Origin of the sequence: Defluviimonas sp. SAOS-178_SWC, from assembly GCF_039830135.1 — a bacterium.
Taxonomy (GTDB): Bacteria; Pseudomonadota; Alphaproteobacteria; order Rhodobacterales; family Rhodobacteraceae; genus Albidovulum.
Genome location: NZ_CP156081.1, coordinates 96523 through 115170, shown reverse-complemented (window position 1 = coordinate 115170; position 18648 = coordinate 96523). Strand labels below are relative to the sequence as shown.

The 18648-nt window shown below is 63.3% G+C and carries 17 protein-coding genes; 9 read left to right on the top strand and 8 right to left on the bottom strand.

From position 1 onward, the window contains the following. Window positions 1–2: 2 nt before the first annotated feature. A complete protein-coding gene (ilvA, locus tag V5734_RS01405) occupies window positions 3–1250 on the bottom strand; it encodes a threonine ammonia-lyase IlvA (protein WP_347311750.1) in 1248 nt (415 codons plus the stop codon). Between the two features lie 181 nt (window positions 1251–1431). On the opposite strand from ilvA, the gene V5734_RS01400 reads away from it, so the two are divergent. The 3 genes from V5734_RS01400 (at window position 1432) to msrA (ending at window position 4410) form a co-directional block, all read left to right on the top strand. After that, window positions 1432–2247 carry a hypothetical protein gene (locus tag V5734_RS01400; RefSeq protein ID WP_347311749.1) on the top strand — a complete coding sequence of 272 codons (816 nt, stop codon included), beginning with the start codon at window positions 1432–1434 and terminating at the stop codon, window positions 2245–2247. Between the two features lie 122 nt (window positions 2248–2369). After that, window positions 2370–3596: an argininosuccinate synthase gene (locus V5734_RS01395; RefSeq protein ID WP_347311748.1), complete on the top strand. Its 1227-nt coding sequence runs from the start codon at window positions 2370–2372 to the stop codon at window positions 3594–3596. Between the two features lie 193 nt (window positions 3597–3789). Beyond that, window positions 3790–4410 (top strand): peptide-methionine (S)-S-oxide reductase MsrA, encoded by a 621-nt coding sequence (gene msrA, locus V5734_RS01390; protein ID WP_347311747.1) that lies wholly within the window; start codon window positions 3790–3792, stop codon window positions 4408–4410. Window positions 4411–4440: 30 nt separating this feature from the next. Here msrA and V5734_RS01385 read toward each other — a convergent pair whose 3' ends face one another. Next, window positions 4441–6702, bottom strand: a complete 2262-nt coding sequence (locus V5734_RS01385; protein ID WP_347311746.1) for an NADP-dependent malic enzyme — start codon at window positions 6700–6702, stop codon at window positions 4441–4443. 156 nt (window positions 6703–6858) lie between these two features. Between V5734_RS01385 and mutS the strand changes: the two genes are divergently transcribed. Next, window positions 6859–9474: a DNA mismatch repair protein MutS gene (gene mutS, locus V5734_RS01380; protein ID WP_347313697.1), complete on the top strand. Its 2616-nt coding sequence runs from the start codon at window positions 6859–6861 to the stop codon at window positions 9472–9474. Between the two features lie 30 nt (window positions 9475–9504). Here the strand turns inward: mutS and V5734_RS01375 are convergent, their stop codons facing one another. Next, window positions 9505–10053 (bottom strand): nucleotide exchange factor GrpE, encoded by a 549-nt coding sequence (locus V5734_RS01375; protein ID WP_347311745.1) that lies wholly within the window; start codon window positions 10051–10053, stop codon window positions 9505–9507. Between the two features lie 3 nt (window positions 10054–10056). After that, on the bottom strand, window positions 10057–11124 hold the full coding sequence (gene hrcA / locus V5734_RS01370) for a heat-inducible transcriptional repressor HrcA (RefSeq protein WP_347311744.1): 1068 nt from the start codon (window positions 11122–11124) through the stop codon (window positions 10057–10059). 115 nt (window positions 11125–11239) lie between these two features. Here hrcA and rph point away from each other — a divergent pair, with 115 nt between their 5' ends. From rph to V5734_RS01345, 5 genes are read left to right on the top strand one after another with little or no spacing between them, the layout of a single operon-like run. After that, window positions 11240–11950, top strand: coding sequence for a ribonuclease PH (gene rph, locus V5734_RS01365; protein ID WP_347311743.1), 711 nt, complete (start codon window positions 11240–11242; stop codon window positions 11948–11950). Then, window positions 11950–12567, top strand: coding sequence for an RdgB/HAM1 family non-canonical purine NTP pyrophosphatase (rdgB, locus tag V5734_RS01360; RefSeq protein WP_347311742.1), 618 nt, complete (start codon window positions 11950–11952; stop codon window positions 12565–12567). Before rph ends, rdgB begins: the two co-directional genes overlap by 1 nt. Next, window positions 12564–12938, top strand: coding sequence for a RidA family protein (locus V5734_RS01355; RefSeq protein WP_347311741.1), 375 nt, complete (start codon window positions 12564–12566; stop codon window positions 12936–12938). Before rdgB ends, V5734_RS01355 begins: the two co-directional genes overlap by 4 nt. A 2-nt stretch (window positions 12939–12940) precedes the next feature. Further along, window positions 12941–14095 carry a radical SAM family heme chaperone HemW gene (hemW, locus tag V5734_RS01350; RefSeq protein WP_347311740.1) on the top strand — a complete coding sequence of 385 codons (1155 nt, stop codon included), beginning with the start codon at window positions 12941–12943 and terminating at the stop codon, window positions 14093–14095. Next, window positions 14095–14448, top strand: coding sequence for a YbaN family protein (locus V5734_RS01345; protein WP_347313696.1), 354 nt, complete (start codon window positions 14095–14097; stop codon window positions 14446–14448). Before hemW ends, V5734_RS01345 begins: the two co-directional genes overlap by 1 nt. Window positions 14449–14451: 3 nt before the next feature. On the opposite strand, the gene V5734_RS01340 is transcribed toward V5734_RS01345, so the two are convergent. The 4 genes from V5734_RS01340 to mnmG are packed head-to-tail and all read right to left on the bottom strand — an operon-like array spanning window position 14452 to window position 18645. Then, the gene (locus V5734_RS01340) at window positions 14452–15345 is read right to left on the bottom strand and encodes a ParB/RepB/Spo0J family partition protein (RefSeq protein WP_347311739.1); all 894 of its coding nucleotides are present in this window, start codon (window positions 15343–15345) and stop codon (window positions 14452–14454) included. Between the two features lie 9 nt (window positions 15346–15354). Continuing rightward, window positions 15355–16158 carry a ParA family protein gene (locus V5734_RS01335; RefSeq protein ID WP_347311738.1) on the bottom strand — a complete coding sequence of 268 codons (804 nt, stop codon included), beginning with the start codon at window positions 16156–16158 and terminating at the stop codon, window positions 15355–15357. After that, window positions 16151–16774, bottom strand: a complete 624-nt coding sequence (rsmG, locus tag V5734_RS01330) for a 16S rRNA (guanine(527)-N(7))-methyltransferase RsmG (RefSeq protein WP_347311737.1) — start codon at window positions 16772–16774, stop codon at window positions 16151–16153. Before rsmG ends, V5734_RS01335 begins: the two co-directional genes overlap by 8 nt. Then, window positions 16771–18645 (bottom strand): tRNA uridine-5-carboxymethylaminomethyl(34) synthesis enzyme MnmG, encoded by a 1875-nt coding sequence (gene mnmG / locus V5734_RS01325; RefSeq protein WP_347311736.1) that lies wholly within the window; start codon window positions 18643–18645, stop codon window positions 16771–16773. The genes rsmG and mnmG overlap by 4 nt, the downstream gene beginning before the upstream one ends. Window positions 18646–18648 lie beyond the last annotated feature (3 nt).

The following is an 18648-nucleotide window of genomic DNA, read 5'->3' as shown; positions in this document are numbered from 1 at the left end:
CGTCAGATAAGGAATTCAGCCAGAGCTTCGTCGTCCGTGATATCGCGATACGAAAAGGCAGCCTCGTCGAGTTTGCGCGTCAGTTCGGAAAAGTTGTCGGCCGCCTTGGTTTCGATCCCGATCAGCACCGAGCCGAAGTTCCGGGCGGACTTTTTCAGGTATTCGAACCGGGCGATGTCGTCTTCGGGACCGAGCATCGACAGGAATTCGCGCAAGGCGCCGGGTCGCTGCGGCATCCGGAGAATGAAGTATTTCTTCAACCCCGCATAACGCTGTGCGCGTTCCTTCACCTCGGGCAGCCGTTCGAAGTCGAAGTTGCCGCCGGAGGTCACGCAAACGACCGTCTTGCCGCGAATGTCCCCTGCCAACTCCGGCAGGACGTCGACCGACAGCGCGCCGGCCGGTTCCAATACGATGCCCTCGACGTTCAGCATTTCGAGCATCGTGATACAGACACGGTCTTCCGGTGCGGCGAGAATGTGTTCCGCGCGGACGCCCTGGAGCCGTGCGAAGGGTTCGGCCCCGATCCGGGCAACCGCGGCGCCGTCGACGAAACTGTTCACCCGTTTCAAGGTGACCGGCTCCCCGGCGGCGACGGCTGCCGCAAGGCTCGCACCACCGGCAGGCTCCACGAAGCGAAACCCGGACCGGGGCGCTTCCTCGGCCATGAAGCCCGTCACCCCGGCGGCAAGGCCGCCGCCGCCGACCGGCAGAATCACCAGGTCCGGCGGGGTGCCGAGCTGATCGAGGATTTCGACGCCCACACTGGCCTGCCCTTCGATCACGTCGGGGTCGTCGAAGGGCGACAGGAAATGCGCATCAACCTCGGCGCAGAAACGCTGCGCCGCCGACAGCGTCTGGTCGAAATAGTCGCCTACCAGACGAATTTCGATACTATCACCCCCAAAAACGCGGGTTTTGTCGATCTTTTGCTGAGGGGTCGTCACCGGCATGAAGATCGTGCCCTTCACGCCGAAATGACGGCAGGCATAGGCCATCCCCTGCGCGTGGTTGCCAGCACTCGCACAGACGAAATGGCCGTGCGCCGGATCCGTGGCCAGCACTTTCCGCATCGCGGCGAACGCACCGCGCAACTTGTAGCTGCGAACAGGGGTAAGGTCTTCGCGTTTCAGCCAGATATCAGCCCCGTATCGCACCGAGAGGTGATCGTTGCGTTGAAGCGGCGTCGGCGGAAAGAGATCCCGAAGCGCTTCGGACGCCATACGGGCCGCATCTGAAAATCCAGTCATTTCGCTTCCTCCGGGTATTCGACGGCCGTTGCGCCACCAACTCTGCCTTCTGTCAAGGCAAGCGTTGGGCAGTCACAGGGGAAAGCCACTGATCTGCCACACTTCTGCCATGAAATCGCGGGCAAATGGGACCCGACTTTCTCCGCACCCGCGGGTGCGGCGTTCCGGAGGGATTTACACGATGCGAAAGAATACACTGATTGCGGCCTTGGGGCTTTCGGCGCTGATCCTTGGCCCCCTCGCCCCGATCGTGCCAGAGCTTGGCGCGTCCCCGGCCTTCGCAAAGAACGACAAGGGCGGAGGGAACGGCGGCGGCAAAGGTGGTCAGAAGGGCGGCAAAGGGAAGAGCGCCGGGAAATCCGGCAAACCGTCCGGCGCCTCGAAACCGAAAGCGTCGGCCAAGAACACCGTCGTGACCGAGACGACCACGCAGCCCGCGAACGCCCACGGCAAGCTGGCCTCTGAGTTGAAGGGGTTAAACGCGTACCATGCAAGCGAAACCGCATTCGCAAATGCCAGCCCGAACAGCCAGGTCGGCCGTATCGCCACCTATCGCGACGCCGCGCTCGAAACCTACGAGGCCGCCGATGCGCTGGAAGAGGCAAACGGCACGTTGACCGAAGCGACCGAAGCACTCAGCGCGAAAGAGGCGGAGCTTCAGGCGCTCGACGATGCATATACGGGCCGCACCACCGCCGAAATTGACGAGGAAATCGCTGGTCTCGATCCCACCGCCGCCGACTACCAGAACCAGGTCGATGCGCTGAACGAAGAACGGCTCGGCGCCGAAACCTATGAGACCGATCGCGCGGCGCTTGAGACCGAGATCACCGATGCTTCGGACGCCGTCACGGAAGCCGAAACCGGCGTGACCGACGCGGAGACCGCGCTGACCGAAGCCGAAACGGTTGAGGAAGAAGCGCTGATGAGCGCCTCGAACGGACGCGTCCTGTCCGAGCCGGCGTTTGACTATCTGCGCGGCGAGCTTGGCCTCTGAACGAAAGCCGGCGCGCGGCATCTGTCCGCGCGCCGAGCCCTTCCGGCAAACCGGCGCTTCTTGCCCTTGACCGGAAACTCCGTTAATCGCGGCGCGATTGCCTCAGGCCGATGGAGTTTCCCATGTCCGCCCCGAAGAAAGTCGTCCTCGCCTATTCCGGCGGCCTCGACACCTCGATCATCCTGAAATGGCTGCAGACCGAATACGGCTGCGAAGTCGTGACGTTTACGGCCGACCTCGGTCAGGGCGAGGAACTGGAGCCGGCGCGCAAGAAGGCCGAGCTTCTCGGGATCAAACCCGAAAACATTTATATCGAGGATGTGCGCGAAGAATTCGTGCGCGACTTCGTCTTCCCAATGTTCCGTGCGAACGCGCTTTACGAGGGGCTCTATCTTCTTGGCACCTCGATCGCACGCCCGCTGATTTCCAAGCGCCTCGTGGAGATCGCCGCCGAAACCGGCGCCGACGCGGTGGCGCATGGCGCGACCGGCAAGGGCAATGACCAGGTGCGGTTCGAACTTAGCGCCTATGCGCTCAACCCGCATATCAAGGTCATCGCGCCCTGGCGCGAATGGGATCTGACCAGCCGCACCCGCCTGCTGGAATTCGCCGAACAGAACCAGATCCCGATCGCTAGGGACAAGCGCGGCGAGGCACCGTTCTCGGTCGATGCAAACCTTCTGCACACCTCGTCGGAGGGCAAGGTTCTGGAAAACCCGGGCGAAGAGGCCCCGGATTATGTCCTGCAACGCATTACCCGCCCCGAAGATGCGCCCGATGCGCCGGAATTCGTGGAAATCACCTTCGCCAAGGGCGACGCCGTCGCGATCAATGGCGAGGCGCTGTCGCCCGCCACGATCCTGACGCGGCTCAATGAGCTTGGCGGCAAGCATGGTGTCGGCATCCTCGATCTCGTGGAAAACCGCTTCGTCGGCATGAAGTCGCGCGGCGTCTACGAGACGCCGGGGGGCACGGTCCTGTTGGAAGCGCATCGCGGGATCGAGCAGATCACGCTCGACGCCGGTTCGGGCCACCTGAAGGACTCGATCATGCCGCGCTATGCGGAGCTGATTTACAACGGCTTCTGGTTCAGCCCGGAGCGCGAGATGCTGCAGGCGCTGATCGACAAGTCGCAAGAGCACGTCTCGGGGACCGTCCGCGTGAAACTTTACAAGGGCGCGGCGCGCACCGTCGCGCGCTGGTCGGACCATTCGCTCTATTCCGAAAAGCACGTCACCTTCGAAGAAGATGCCGGCGCCTACGATCAGAAGGACGCCGAAGGCTTCATCCGCCTGAACGCGCTGCGCCTGAAGCTGATCGCGACCCGGAACGAGCGTGTGAAATCCTGAGCGGCCCAACCGCACGCATCCAGTCAAGCGATTGATATCAGGGGCCTTCTGGGTCCCCGATTTCTTTTTCTGCCGGGTGTTCAACGAGGTGAGCCGCGCCGGTTCCGAAGCGGCTGTTCACGAAACCTCACGCTAAGATGAGTTGCCTCATCCGCCCTTCCCATCGTTTTCTGGGGCGAAAGGGGGGATCGAGATGTGGAAATTCATCCTGGCGCTCTGCCTTCTTGCGGTGCCGTCATTCGCCGCAACGAAAACCGCGATCGTCGCCGGGGGCTGCTTCTGGTGTGTGGAAGCGGATTTCGAAAAGGTGCCGGGCGTAACGTCCGTGGTGTCGGGCTATACCGGCGGCAAGACCGACAACCCCACCTACAAGCAGGTCAGCGCCGGCGGCACCGGGCATTACGAGGCCGTCAAGATCACGTTCGACGACAGCAAGGTTAGCTACGACATGCTGCTTTACCTCTTTTTCCGCTCGGTCAATCCGACGGATGCGGGCGGGCAGTTCTGCGACCGGGGCGATAGCTACCGCACGGCGATCTTCGTTCAGGATGACGAACAAAAGCGCATCGCCGAACTCGCCAAGAAGGAAGCCGCGCAATCGCTTGGCAAGAAGATCGTGACGCCGATCCTCCCGGCCTCGACTTTCTGGGTCGCCGAGGACTACCACCAGGACTACTATAAGGGCAGCAATCTCGTCCTGACCCGGGCCGGGCCGAAGAAGCAGTCGTCAGCCTACAAGTTCTACCGCAACGCCTGTGGCCGCGATCAGCGCGTGCGGGCATTGTGGGGCGATCAGGCCGCTTTCACGCATTGAGGGCGGCATCCCAATTCTGACGGTCGGGATCTAGCGCCCAAGCTTGCAGGCGGCGATGACCGCCATGTTCAGAATGTCATTGACGGTCGAGCCCATCGAACAGATCTGGATCGGCTTGTCGATGCCGGTCAGGATCGGCCCGATCACCGTGGCGCCCGCCATTTCCTGCATCAGCTTGACCGATATCGAGGCCGAGTGTCGTGCCGGAACGACAAGCACGTTCGCCGGGCCGGTGAGCCGGCAGAAGGGATAATACGCCATCTGTGCTGGGTTGAGCGCCACGTCGACAGTCATTTCGCCGTCGTACTCGAAATCGACCCCGCGCCTATCGAGCACATGCGCGGCCTCGTACATCTTCGTCGCACGCTCCGACACCGGATAGCCGAAGGTCGAGAACGACAGGAACGCCGCGCGCGGCTCGATCCCGAGGCCCCGCGCGACAGCGGCACCACGTTCTGCGATATCGGCAAGGTCATTTTCATCCGGCCATTCATGCACCAGCGTATCGCCGATGAACACGATGCGTCCCCGATGCAGGACGGCGGTGATGCCAACTGCCCCATCTTCCGCCCGCGCGTCGAAGACATGGTTGATGAGCCCCAGCACATGCGCCGACTTCCGCGTCGCCCCGGTCACCAGACCGTCGCCGTGGCCGTGCGCCAGCATCAGCGCCGAAAAGACGTGCCGGTCACGTGCCGCGAGACGGTGGATATCATGCCGGTCGAAGCCTTTCCGTTGCAGACGGGCGTACAGGAAATCCTTGTAGGTGTTGAGATGTGCCGTATTGGCGGCATTCGTGACTTCAAGCTCTTTCACCGCGTCGCCAAGACCTTCGGCGGCGAGTTTCTCCTTCACGTCCTGTTCGCGACCCACGACAATCGCCTTGCCAAGCCCCGCGCGCTGATAGGCGACCGCGGCGCGCAGGACGCGCGGATCGTCACCCTCGGCGAAGATCATCCGGGCCTGGGCCTGGCGCGCACGCGCATGGATGCCCTGCAGGATCGACGCGGTCGGGTCCATGCGGGACTTGAGGCTGAGTTCATAGGCCGTCATGTCGATGATCGGCCGCCGGGCGACGCCGGTCTTCATCCCGGCCTTCGCGACCGCTGGTGGGATCACGTGGATCAGCCTCGGGTCGAAGGGTGTTGGAATGATGTAATCGCGACCGAAGCTGAGCTTGCGGCCATAGGCCATCGCCACCTCATCCGGCACATCCTCGCGGGCGAGGCGCGCCAGCGCTTCGGCGCAGGCGATCTTCATCTCGTCATTTATGGCGCGGGCGTGGATATCGAGGGCGCCCCGGAAGAGATACGGAAAGCCGAGGACATTGTTGACCTGGTTGGGGTAGTCAGACCGGCCGGTCGCGACGATCGCATCTTCGCGCACCGCATGCGCCTCTTCCGGCGTGATCTCCGGATCCGGGTTCGCCATCGCAAAAATGACCGGGTTCGGCGCCATCGACGACACCATCTCGGGTGTCACCGCGCCCTTGGCCGAGACGCCGAGGAAGACGTCGGCATTCTTCATCGCCTCTTCAAGGGTGCGGGCGCCGGTCTTCACCGCATGGGCCGATTTCCACTGGTTCATCCCCTCGGTCCGGCCCTGATAGATGACGCCCTTGGTGTCGCACATGAGGCAGTTGTCGTGCTTCGCCCCCATCGTCTTGATAAGCTCAAGACAGGCGATCCCGGCCGCGCCGGCGCCGTTCAGGACAATCTTGCAGTCCTCGATCTTCTTGCCGGAAATTTCCAGCGCGTTGATGAGGCCGGCCGCGCAGATTACCGCCGTTCCATGCTGGTCGTCATGGAACACCGGGATGTCCATGATCTCCTTCAGCCGGCTTTCGATGATGAAGCACTCAGGCGCCTTGATGTCTTCGAGGTTGATGCCCCCGAAAGTCGGCCCCATGAGCTTCACGGCTTGAATAATTTCGTCTGGATCCTCAGTATCCAGTTCGATGTCGATGGCGTTCACGTCGGCAAAACGCTTGAAGAGCACCGCCTTGCCCTCCATCACCGGTTTGGACGCCAACGCCCCAAGGTTGCCCATACCAAGGATCGCGGTTCCGTTCGACACGACGGCGACCATGTTGCCTTTGGTCGTGTAGTCATAGGCCGTCTCCGGCGCATCGGCGATCGCCTGGACCGGAACCGCGACACCGGGGGAATAAGCCAGGGACAGATCGCGCTGTGTCGCCATCGGTTTCGAGGCCACGACCTCGTACTTCCCCGGCACCGGATTCAAATGGTAGGCGAGCGCCTCTTCCGGCGTGACGCGGTTCTTCGTCGGCATGGGGCCCTGATCCTCCTCGAAGCCCAGTCGTCATAGCGTCCCTTCACGGTTGTCACAATCCAAAGGATTTGCCGCTTTTCCCCGGTTGTCGCGTTTTGTAGGGTCCGCCAGCAGTTCTAGGGGGTGTGCGTGTCTGCCGACGCCAATGTGACGCCGATGATGGCGCAATATCTGGAGATCAAGGGGCGCTACGCGGACGCGCTTCTCTTCTACCGGATGGGCGATTTCTACGAGATGTTCTTCGACGACGCCGAGGCGGCGGCCTCCGCGCTCGACATCGCGCTGACGAAGCGCGGCCAGCATCTGGGGCAGGACATCCCGATGTGCGGCGTGCCCGTGCATGCGGCCGAGGGCTACCTGCTGACGCTGATCCGCAAGGGCTTCCGCGTCGCCATCGCCGAACAGATGGAGGACCCGGCCGAAGCGAAGAAGCGTGGGTCGAAATCCGTGGTCGCGCGCGACGTGGTGCGGCTGGTGACGCCCGGGACCCTGACCGAGGAATCGCTCCTCGAGGCGCGGCGGCACAACTTCCTCGCCGCCTGGGCCGAGGTGCGGGACGAAGCCGCGCTCTCTTGGGCGGACATTTCGACGGGCGAGGTGCGGGTGATCCCCTGCCCGATTGCGCGGCTTGGCCCCGAACTGGCGCGGCTCGCCCCGCGCGAGGTCGTGGTGAGTGAGACGAAAGAGGCGGATCTGGCCGGAATCGTCTCTGATTCCGGCGCCGCGATGACGCCGCTGTCGCGGGCCTCCTTCGACAGCGCCGGGGCGGAAAAGCGGCTTTGCGCGCTTTACGATGTCGCTTCGCTCGACGCTTTCGGCAGCTTCGGCCGGGCCGAGATATCGGCCCTGGGCGCCATCGTCGAATACCTGGAACTGACCCAGCGAGGGAAGCTGCCGCTTTTGCGCCCGCCGGTCCGGGAACTGCCCGGCGGTTCGGTCCAGATCGACGCCTCGACACGGCGGAACCTGGAGATCACCCAAAGCCTTTCGGGCGGACGCGACGGCTCGCTGATCGCCGCCATCGACCGCACCGTTACGGCTGCCGGCGCGCGGCTTCTGGAACGCAGGCTCTCCGCCCCCTCCCGCGATCTGACGGAAATTCGCGCGCGGCTGGACGCTGTGCGGTTCCTGACGGAGGAGTCGCGGCTTTGCGCTTCGCTGCGCGATGATCTGAGGAAAGCGCCGGACATGGACCGCGCGCTTTCACGGCTGGCGCTCGACCGCGGCGGGCCTCGCGATCTGGTCGCGATCCGATCCGGCCTCGCCGAGGCCGGATCCGTCGCACGACGGCTGTCCGGCGAGGTGCCGGCGCGATTTACCGAAGCGGCCCGTGCGCTCACCGGGCATGACGACCTCGTCGCCTATTTCGGTGCGGCGCTCGTTCCCGATCCGCCGCTTCTCGTTCGGGACGGTGGCTTCATCGCGGCTGGCCACAATGCGGAACTCGACGAGGCGCGCCAGCTCCGCGACGAGGGACGCGGCGTCATCGCCCGGATGCAGGCGGACTACGTCGAGCAGACCGGAATCCAGAGCCTGAAGATCAAGCACAACAACGTGCTCGGCTATTTCATCGAAACCACGGCGGCCCATGCCGAAAAGATGCTCTCCGCGCCGCTGAACGAAGTCTTCATCCATCGGCAGACGACGGCCAACCAGGTGCGGTTCACCACCGTGCCGCTGTCGGAGATGGAGACCCGGATCCTGAATGCCGGGAACCTCGCGCTCGAGATCGAAAAAAGGCTCTATGACGGCCTGAAAGCCATGATCCTCGATGCGTCCACCCTGATTTCCGATGCCGCGCGGGCGCTTGCCGAGATCGACCTGACGGCGGCCTTCGCCGATCTCGCGCGGGGCGAGGACTGGTCCGAACCGCAGGTGGACGATAGCCGCGCATTCGTGATCGACGGCGGCCGCCACCCGGTCGTCGAACGCGCGCTGACACGGACAGGCGAGCCCTTCATCGCCAATGATTGCCACCTGACCGGGGGCGACACCCCGGCGATCTGGCTTCTGACCGGACCGAACATGGCCGGTAAATCCACCTTCCTGCGCCAGAACGCCCTCATCGCCCTCCTGGCACAGGCCGGCAGCTTCGTCCCGGCGCGCCGCGCGCATATCGGCCTCGTCAGCCAGCTTTTCAGCCGGGTCGGTGCGGCCGACGACCTTGCCCGGGGGCGGTCCACCTTCATGGTCGAGATGGTGGAGACCGCAGCGATCCTCAATCAGGCCGACGACCGCGCGCTGGTCATCCTCGATGAGATCGGTCGCGGCACCGCGACCTATGACGGTCTGTCCATCGCCTGGGCGACGCTTGAACACCTGCACGACGTGAACCGCGCGCGGGCGCTCTTCGCCACGCATTACCACGAGATGACGGCGCTTGCCGCGAAGCTCGGCGGCGTGGAGAACGCGACGGTCGCCGTGAAGGAATGGGAAGGCGAAGTGATCTTCCTGCACGAGGTCCGAAAGGGCGCCGCCGACCGCAGCTACGGTGTGCAGGTCGCGCGCCTTGCCGGGTTGCCCGCTGCGGTCGTCGAACGGGCGAAGGTGGTTCTGGAGGCGCTTGAGAAAGGCGAACGCGAGGGCGGCACCCGCAAACACACGCTGATCGACGACCTGCCCCTGTTCAGCGTGGCCCCGGTTGCCCCACCCCGCGCCGAGAAAGGTCCGTCGGAGCTGGAAGATCGCCTTGCCGCGCTGCATCCCGATGAGATGACACCGCTGGAGGCGCTCGCGGCGCTTTATGATCTGCGGGGATGTCTGACGAAGTAAGGTGGGCAAAAAACCCACCTTACGGAAAGGTCACGATTTCGGCGTCGAGGAAACACCGACCTGCGCGGGGCGCAGAAGCCGTTCGTGCAGCATGAAGCCCTCGGTCATCACCTGGATGATGTCGCCCGCCTTGGTGCCCGGCACGGGGGCTTCGAACATTGCTTGATGAACCTGCGGGTCGAAGGCGTCACCGACCGCCGGCGCGACCGGCTGCACGCCATGCTTGCCAAGGATCGCGATCAGTTCCTTCATCGTCAGCTCGACACCTTCCACGAGCCCCTTGGCCATGTTGCGCGTCTCGTCCCCCGCCGCATCCAGCGCGCGCTTGAGGTTGTCGTAGACCGGCAGGAGATCGCGGGCGAGTTTCGAGCCGCCATACTGCTCGGCCTCGCGACGGTCGCGTTCGCCCCGCTTGCGGATATTCTCCGCGTCAGCGAGCGCCCGCATGAATCGGTCGCGCATCTCGTCGCGTTCGGCCCGGAGCGCCTCGAGCTCATCGGCCATCACCTCGGTCTCGAGCCCCTCTTCGCCCATCAGCGCCTGATCCTCGGCAATCTCGTCTTTCTTCATCTCACTCATGGTCTATCCCTTTCGCTCGCCGGACAGCATCCGCCCGACAAGCTGCGCCGTGTAGTCGACGATCGGAACGATGCGCCCGTAATTGAGCCGCGTCGGACCGATCACGCCCACGGCGCCGATGATCTTACGGTCAGCGTTCATATAGGGAGACACCACCAGAGAGGAACCCGAAAGTGAGAATAACTTGTTCTCCGACCCGATAAAAATGCGCACGCCTTCCCCGGCCTCCGCAAGTTCGAGGAATTCGGCGATGTCGCGCTTGCGCTCGAGGTCGTCAAAGAGGGTGCGGATGCGGTCCAGATCGGCCTCGTCGGCCTGGTCGATCAGGTTCGCACGGCCGCGGACGATGAGCCGTTCATGGGATTCGCCGGGGTTTTCCCAAACCGCGAGTCCGCTTTCGACGAGCGCCCGGGCGGCACTGTCGAGCTCCTGCCGGCGCCGCGCGATTTCTGTGTTCATCTGAACGCGGAGTTCGGAAAAGGTGCGGCCTTCAGCGAGCGCGTTAAGAAAGTTCGCGGCTTCGCGCATCGATGACGGCGTCTGACCGGCAGGCGGCGCGAAGACGCGATTTTCGACATGACCGTCGGCGAAGACAAGCACCACAAGCGCCCGATCCGGGGCGAGGCTGACGAACTCGATATGGCGGATCGGGGCTTCGTGCTTGGGAGTCAGGACGAGGCTCGCCCCGTGTGTGATGCCAGAAAGCGCCTGGCCGATGCGGTCGAGCATGGTCGCGATGCCGGGCTCATTCGCGCTCGCAGTCGCGTCGATCGCCTCTCGATCCTGCAGGGACAGGGTCGAAACCTCCATCAATCCGTCGACGAACATCCGAAGGCCGAGTTGCGTCGGAATGCGGCCCGCAGAGGTGTGCGGGCTGTCGAGGAGGCCGAGGTATTCAAGGTCCTGCATGACGTTACGGATCGTCGCGGCAGAGATCTGCTCGCTCATCGACCGGGTGAGGGTCCGCGATCCGACCGGTCCGCCGCTGTCGAGGTAGCCTTCGACGACCCGGCGGAAAACCTCCCGCGAGCGGTCGTTCAATTCGGCAAGGATGTTCGGTCGGTCGGTCATCGCCCTATCTATATGGTCCCCGCCAGTAAAAGAGCCAGTGGTGGCGACGTCAATCGGGGTTGCGTCGGCGCGCGGGGGGCCTGTAATTGGCGGCGAACGGACGAAAGGACAAGACATGAGACCCTCTGGCCGGAAGCTCGACGCGATGCGCGAGATCGCGATTGAAACGGGCGTGACGAAACACGCCGAGGGATCTTGCCTGATCCGCTGCGGGGATACGCACGTCTTGTGCACCGCGACCGTCGAGGACAAGGCGCCGTCGTTCCTGAAGGGAACCGGGCTCGGCTGGGTAACGGCCGAATACGGGATGTTGCCGCGTGCTACCAACACACGCAACCGGCGCGAGGCGGCGGCGGGCAAGCAATCCGGTAGAACGCAGGAAATTCAACGGCTGATCGGTCGCGCGCTGCGCGCCGGCGTGGACCGCGTCGCGCTTGGCGAACGGCAGATCGTCGTCGATTGCGATGTGATCCAGGCCGATGGCGGCACGCGCTGCGCCTCCATTACCGGCGGTTGGGTGGCTTTGCGTCTGGCGGTCAACAAGCTGATCAAGGCCGGCGCGGTCATCAGCGATCCGCTCGTCGACCACGTTGCCGCCGTCTCCTGCGGGATCTACGCCGGGCAGTCGGTGCTTGACCTTGACTACGCCGAGGACAGCGAAGCCGGGACGGACGGGAATTTCATCCTGACCGGTCGTGGCCGGCTGATCGAGGTCCAGATGTCAGCGGAGGGCGCCACGTTTTCCCGCGATGAAATGAACAAGCTCCTCGACCTCGCCGAGAGTGGTATCGCGACCTTGGTCGAGGCGCAAAAGGCGGCGGTCTGATGCGGACATTCTCGGGCAAGCGGCTTCTGGTGGCGACCCACAACAGAGGCAAGCTCGAAGAGATTGCCGAGCTTCTGAAGCCCTATGGCATTGCCTGCGTGAGTGCTGCCGAGATGGGGTTGCCGGAGCCCGCAGAAACCGAGGACACCTTCGCCGGCAATGCGCGGATCAAGGCCCATGCAGCGGCGAAGGCGACGGGGTTGCCGGCGCTCGCCGACGACAGCGGCATCGAGGTGGACGGGCTTGGCGGCGCGCCGGGCGTCTACACTGCCGATTGGGCGGTGACACAGACGGGGCGGGATTTCGTCCAGGCGATGACCCGGACGTGGAGCGAACTGGAAGCGGCGAACGCCCCCTACCCCCGAACGGCGCGGTTTCGCGCGACAATGGTACTGGCCTGGCCGGACGGGCATGACGAGGTCTTCGCCGGTAAGGTCGAGGGACAGGTCGTCTGGCCGATGCGCGGCATGCAGGGCCACGGCTATGATCCGATGTTCCAGCCCGACGGCTACGACATCACCTTTGCGGAGATGGACTCGGCCGAGAAGAACCGGATCAGCCACCGCGCGGATGCGTTCGGAAAACTGGTTGCCTGTTTCGAGGGTGCAAAAGCATGAAGAGAATTTCCACGGGCTCACCTTTCGAGGCGACGATGGGCTACAGCCGGGCCATCGTGAAGGGCGATTGGTGCTTTGTCTCGGGCGTAACCGGATATGATTACAAGACCATGGTGATTCCGGACGGGATCGCCGATCAGGCGCGCAATTGCTTCGACACGATTCGCAGCGTTCTGACCGAAGCGGGCTTCCAGATGGAGGACATCGTGCGTGTTCAGTACACCGTCACCGACCCGGCTCTGGTCGACGAGCTTGTCCCCGCTTTGGGCGAAGCCTTCGCCGAGATTCGTCCTGCCGCGACAATGGTCATAGCGGGTCTGATCAGGCCGGAAATGAACGTCGAGATCGAAGTCACGGCGTTCAAGGGCTGACTGTGGAGGACTGGCGGCACGGCGGGTTCGGGCTTTACCTGCATTGGCCGTTCTGCGCCTCCAAATGCCCATATTGCGACTTCAACTCCCATGTCGCGGCGGAGATCGACCAATCCCGTTGGCAAAACGCCTATCTGAGCGAGATCGAACGGGTCGGCAACGAGACCCAAGGGCGGATTCTCAACACGGTCTTCTTTGGTGGCGGCACGCCGTCGCTGATGGATCCGGATCTTGTCGCCGCGATCATCGAAAAGATCCGCGCCACCTGGCCGATGTCGAACGACGCCGAGATTACGCTGGAGGCCAATCCGGGCAGCGTCGAGGCCGGCCGCTTTCGGGGATATGCCGAGGCCGGGGTCAACCGCGTCTCGATGGGCATTCAGGCGCTGAATGACGCCGATCTTCGGCGTCTTGGCCGGCTCCATTCGGTGGCAGAAGCGCGGGCAGCGTTTGATGTGGCACGAGGGGCGTTCGACCGGGTAAGTTTCGACCTGATCTATGCAAGGCAGGACCAGGCCCTGGCGGGTTGGGAGACGGAGCTGCGCGAAGCGCTGGCAATGGCTGTGGATCATCTGTCGCTCTACCAATTGACCATCGAAGATGGCACCGCCTTTGGTGCGCGTCATGCCGCGGGTGGGTTGAAGGGGCTGCCGGAAGACGACCTCGCAGCAGATATGTATCTGAAAACGCAGGAAATTTTGGAAGAAGCCGGGATGCCTTCCTATGAGGTCTCCAATCACGCCCGAGAGGGGGCGGAGAGCCGGCACAATCTCGTCTACTGGCGCTATGGCGACTATGCCGGTATCGGGCCGGGCGCGCATGGCCGGTTGACCCTGAATGGGCGTCGGGTTGCGACAGAGACGCCGAGGGCCCCGTCCGCCTGGTTGCGGCAGGTGGAGACGGCGGGTCACGGCGAGTCGCCGCGTGAACCACTGACGGCGGCGGATCAAGCCAGTGAATACCTGATGATGTGCATGCGGTTGACGGAGGGGCTAGATATTGAGCGCTATGCGGCGTTGGCGGGCCAACCGCTCTCCGAGGCCGCGATAGACAGGCTGGATGAAATCGGGATGGTCCGCCGGACCGGGTCGCGTCTGGTGGCGACGCGTGAGGGGCGTGCTGTCCTCAATGCCGTCATTCGGGAACTGATGCCGTGATCCGGGTGGCCTGGCTTATTCTCGGCGCGTCGTCCCTGGCGCTTGGCGCTGCCGGGATCTTCCTGCCACTCTTGCCGACGGTGCCGTTTCTCTTGCTGTCGGCCTTTGCGTTCAGCCGGTCGTCGGAACGCCTGCACCACTGGCTCCTCGCGCATCCGGTTTTTGGTCCGCCGACTTCGGCGTGGCGGGAGCGCGGCGCGATTGACCGGAGGGCGAAATGGCTGGCGTCAGGCTCCATCGCGGCGGCGTTTCTGGTCTCCGTCGCGCTCGGGCTGAAGGCCTGGGTGCTCGGCGTTCAGGCGCTGGTGCTGTTCGCGGTCTCGGTCTTCATCTGGACTCGGCCGAACACCTGACCGTCAGTTCGTTTGTGACAGGAGCTGGCAGAGTTCATCGAGTTGCTCAAGCGTCTTGTAGGTGATCACGAGATGCCCGCCGTCATGGCCCTTGTGGTCGATGACGACCTTCATTTTCAGATTGGCCGACAGATCCTGTTCGAGAACCCGGGTGTCCGCATCCTTTTCCTGCCGGCGATCAGTACGGGGCGCGGCGGGTTTTGGGGGCGCCTTGGCCAGCCGTTCCGTCTCGCGGACGGAGAGGCCTTTGGCGATGACCTGCCGGGCAAGCGCCACCGGGTCGGCGGTGGTGATAAGCGCCCGGGCATGGCCTGCGGATAGTTGGCCTTCGCGGAGCCAGGTCTGCACATCTTCCGGCAGCGTCAGAAGACGCAGGAGGTTCGCGATATGGCTGCGGCTTTTGGAGAGCCCCTCGGCGAGCTTTTCCTGGGTGTGGCCAAAGCGATCCATCAGCTGGCGATAGCCGAGCGCCTCTTCGATCGCGTTGAGATCGGCGCGCTGGATGTTCTCGATGATGGCGACCTCGAGAACCTCCGTGTCATCGAAATCCCGGATCAGGACCGGAACATCGTGCAACTGCGCCAACTGTGCGGCGCGCCAGCGGCGTTCGCCGGCAACGATTTCGTAACTTCCTGTTTTTCTTGGATTTTCCCGAACAATCAGCGGCTGGATAATGCCCTTGACGCGGATGGATTCGGCCAGTTCCGCCAGTGCGTCCGGGGCGAAATCGCGGCGGGGCTGATCGGGGTTGGGTTCAATCTTCTCGACGGGGAGACGGGTATCGGCGCGCCGCAGCGTGTCGCTGTTTCGATCTTCGCCCGCCCCCAGATGGACATCGGCCATGAGGGCCGACAACCCGCGCCCAAGTCCGCGCCGTTCGATTTTCTTGTCGGCCATGAATGCCCCCTAGTTCCTCTTGTGCCGCGCGAGAATCTCCTGTGCGAGCGCGCGATAGGCGATGCTGCCTTTGGACATCGTATCATAACTCAGGACCGGCACCGCATAGGAGGGCGCCTCGCTGAGGCGCACGTTGCGTGGCACCACCGTCCTGTAGACGAGATCGCCGAGATTGGCGCGGGCGTCCGCCTCCACCTGCTGCGAGAGGTTGTTGCGGCTGTCGTACATCGTGAGGATGACGCCTTCGATCCTCAGATCGGGATTCGCGGAATGTCGGACTTCGCGAATCGTCAGCATGAGCTGCGACAAGCCTTCAAGCGCATAGAATTCCGCCTGAAGCGGAACGAGAACGGAGTGCGCGGCCACCATTGCGTTGACCGTCAGAAGGCTAAGCGAGGGCGGGCAGTCGATCAGGATGTAGTCGAACTCGAAACTGTCGATCGCGGGCTGGCGGAGCGCATCGTGGAGAAGAAAGCTGCGTTTTTCATTGGCGACGAGCTCGATATCCGCGGACGAAAGATCGGTCGTTGCCGGGCAGAGCCACAGCCCCTCCACTTGGGTCGGGCGGATGACGTCGAGGAGCGCCGCATCCTCGATCAAAAGATCGTATGTCGTCTTTTCCCGCTGTGCCGGCTCCACCCCAAGGCCGGTCGACGCGTTGCCCTGCGGGTCAAGATCGACAAGAAGGACGCTCAACCCGTCCTCCGTGAGGGCTGCAGCTAGGTTGATCGCGGTCGTGGTCTTGCCGACGCCGCCCTTCTGATTTGCGACAGCGATAATTCTCGGGCCCGGCGGACGGGTCGGGTCAGACACGAGAAATACCTCCGATGATCAGGATGACGCCTGCCGCGTCGGTCTTGCTGGGTACCTTTTGATAGGAGAACCGCCAATGTTCAAGCGCCTGTTCGAGCTCGGCTTGATGATTGGCCCCTTTCGGGAAGATCGCGGTACCGCCGGGGGCAAGATGACGCTCCGCGAAGGAGAGCAGCGTATCGAGCGGCGCGAGGGCGCGCGCGGACAGAACGTCGGCGCCTATTGGCGCGACAGTTTCGATCCGCTCGGTGATGACCCTGGGGGAGATCCCCAATTCTCTCGCGGCGGTCGTCAGAAACGCAGCCTTACGCTGATCGCTTTCGATGAGCGTCACCGAAAGGTCCGGCCGCTCATCCGCCGCAAGGATGGCGACGATCAAGCCCGGGAAGCCGCCACCGCTGCCAAGATCGACCCAATGTTTTGCACCTGCCGGAGCAAGATCGAAAATCTGCGTGGAATCAAGGAAGTGGCGGGTGCGCAGATCTTCAATGGTGGTCCGGGACACGAGATTGATAACGGGGTTCCATTTCCGGATCAGCGCTTCAAACCGCCTCAGTTTTTCTGCTGTTTCACGTGAAACATCCCGCCCGGGCAGGGTCGCTGTCGATTCCGTCATCCTGCCGATCGCTGCCTTTCGGATCGCCGAAGCGACGCGAGGATCAACGTCAACGCCGCCGGCGTCATCCCGTCTATCCGCCCCGCCTGCGCGAGCGTCCGCGGCCGGGCATGCGATAGCTTGCCCTTCAGTTCAATCGAAAGGCCGGTCAGGGCCGTGTAGTCGAAATCGTCGGGAATCTCGTGCGCTTCTTCCCGTCGCATGGCCTCGACATCGGCCGTTTGCCGGTCGATATAGGTCGCATAAGTTGCGTCGCGCGCGAGTTGTTCCTTGATATCGGAAGCGATTGACGACAGTTCCGGCGCAGCTTTCTCCAGATCGTCGAAGGTGATCCCCGGAAACGAAAGGAGCCGGAATCCGGACCGACGCTGACCGTCCTGGCCGACGTTGATCCCATAGGCCACAGCCTCCCTTGGGGTCAGAGAGAGGGCATCAAGCGCCGCACGGCCGGTGTCGAGTGCTTCCATTTTGACATCGAAGGCCCGGCGCCGCTCCGCCCCGACGCAACCAACGTCGATCCCGAGCGCTGTTAGACGTTGGTCGGCATTATCGGCCCGCAGAGACAGTCGGAACTCGGCGCGGGACGTAAACATACGGTAGGGCTCCGAGACTCCCCGCGTCACCAGATCATCGATCATCACGCCAATGTAGCTTTGCGATCGGCTGAAAACCACGTCCTCGCCCGCCCGCGCGGATTGCGCCGCGTTAAGGCCGGCGACGAGTCCTTGCGCTGCCGCTTCCTCATATCCTGTAGTTCCATTGATCTGACCCGCAAGATAGAGGCCGGGAACATCCTTGAGCTCCAGCGTCGGACGCAAGGCGCGCGGATCGACATAATCGTATTCGATCGCGTAGCCGGGTTGCAGGATCGTCACGTTCTCGAGCCCCGCAATCGATCGCACATAGGCCTCCTGGACGTCCTGCGGAAGCGACGTCGAAATCCCGTTCGGATAGATCGTGGGGTCGTCCAACCCCTCGGGTTCCAAGAAGACCTGATGCGAGGTCTTGTCGGCGAAGCGGACGACCTTGTCCTCGATCGACGGGCAGTAGCGCGGGCCGACGCCTTCGATATGACCGCCATACATCGCAGACCGCTCGAGATTATCGCGGATGAGCGCATGCGTTCGTTCGTTGGTATGCGTGATCCCGCAACTGATCTGACGGACAAAAGGCCGGTCGTTCAGGAAGGAAAACATCGCCGGATCATCGTCGCCGGGCTGCATGTCCAACTCGTCCCAGTTGATGGTGCGCCCATCTAGCCGCGGCGGTGTGCCGGTTTTCAAACGGCCAAGTGGCAGCCCAAATCCATCAATCCGCTCTGCCAGCGCAACCGATGGCCGATCACCCATGCGTCCGCCGGGCTGGCGGACATCGCCAATATGGATCACGCCGCGCAGAAACGTTCCCGATGTAAGGACGACACAGCGGCCGCGGATTTCGCTCCCGTCTGAGAGACGAATCCCGCCAACCCGCTGTCCGTCCATCAGAAAGTCAACGGCTTCACCTTCGATAATGCTCAAATTCTCGCGCGCTTCGGTTTCCGCCAGCATCGCATCGCGATAGATCCGGCGGTCAATCTGCGCGCGTGGACCCTGAACGGCCGGCCCTTTGCGCCGATTCAGAAGACGGAACTGGATACCTCCGCGATCAGCGATGCGGCCCATGACCCCATCAAGCGCATCAATCTCCCGCACGAGATGCCCCTTGCCCAGACCGCCAATCGCTGGGTTGCAGGACATGACGCCAATCGCATCGCGCCGTAACGTGACAAGCGCCGTTTTCGCGCCCAGTCGCGCGGCTGCATGCGCGGCCTCGGTGCCGGCATGACCGCCGCCCACGACAATGACATCAAGATGTTTCACGTGAAACACTCC

What these genes read in the sequence shown, in the direction of transcription:
- ilvA (WP_347311750.1), bottom strand. Translation starts at nt 1,250, where the DNA reads ATGACTGGATTTTCAGATGCGGCCCGTATGGCGTCCGAAGCGCTTCGG.
- V5734_RS01400 (WP_347311749.1), top strand. Translation starts at nt 1,432, where the DNA reads ATGCGAAAGAATACACTGATTGCGGCCTTGGGGCTTTCGGCGCTGATC.
- V5734_RS01395 (WP_347311748.1), top strand. Translation starts at nt 2,370, where the DNA reads ATGTCCGCCCCGAAGAAAGTCGTCCTCGCCTATTCCGGCGGCCTCGAC.
- msrA (WP_347311747.1), top strand. Translation starts at nt 3,790, where the DNA reads ATGTGGAAATTCATCCTGGCGCTCTGCCTTCTTGCGGTGCCGTCATTC.
- V5734_RS01385 (WP_347311746.1), bottom strand. Translation starts at nt 6,702, where the DNA reads ATGCCGACGAAGAACCGCGTCACGCCGGAAGAGGCGCTCGCCTACCAT.
- mutS (WP_347313697.1), top strand. Translation starts at nt 6,859, where the DNA reads ATGATGGCGCAATATCTGGAGATCAAGGGGCGCTACGCGGACGCGCTT.
- V5734_RS01375 (WP_347311745.1), bottom strand. Translation starts at nt 10,053, where the DNA reads ATGAGTGAGATGAAGAAAGACGAGATTGCCGAGGATCAGGCGCTGATG.
- hrcA (WP_347311744.1), bottom strand. Translation starts at nt 11,124, where the DNA reads ATGACCGACCGACCGAACATCCTTGCCGAATTGAACGACCGCTCGCGG.
- rph (WP_347311743.1), top strand. Translation starts at nt 11,240, where the DNA reads ATGAGACCCTCTGGCCGGAAGCTCGACGCGATGCGCGAGATCGCGATT.
- rdgB (WP_347311742.1), top strand. Translation starts at nt 11,950, where the DNA reads ATGCGGACATTCTCGGGCAAGCGGCTTCTGGTGGCGACCCACAACAGA.
- V5734_RS01355 (WP_347311741.1), top strand. Translation starts at nt 12,564, where the DNA reads ATGAAGAGAATTTCCACGGGCTCACCTTTCGAGGCGACGATGGGCTAC.
- V5734_RS01340 (WP_347311739.1), bottom strand. Translation starts at nt 15,345, where the DNA reads ATGGCCGACAAGAAAATCGAACGGCGCGGACTTGGGCGCGGGTTGTCG.
- rsmG (WP_347311737.1), bottom strand. Translation starts at nt 16,774, where the DNA reads ATGACGGAATCGACAGCGACCCTGCCCGGGCGGGATGTTTCACGTGAA.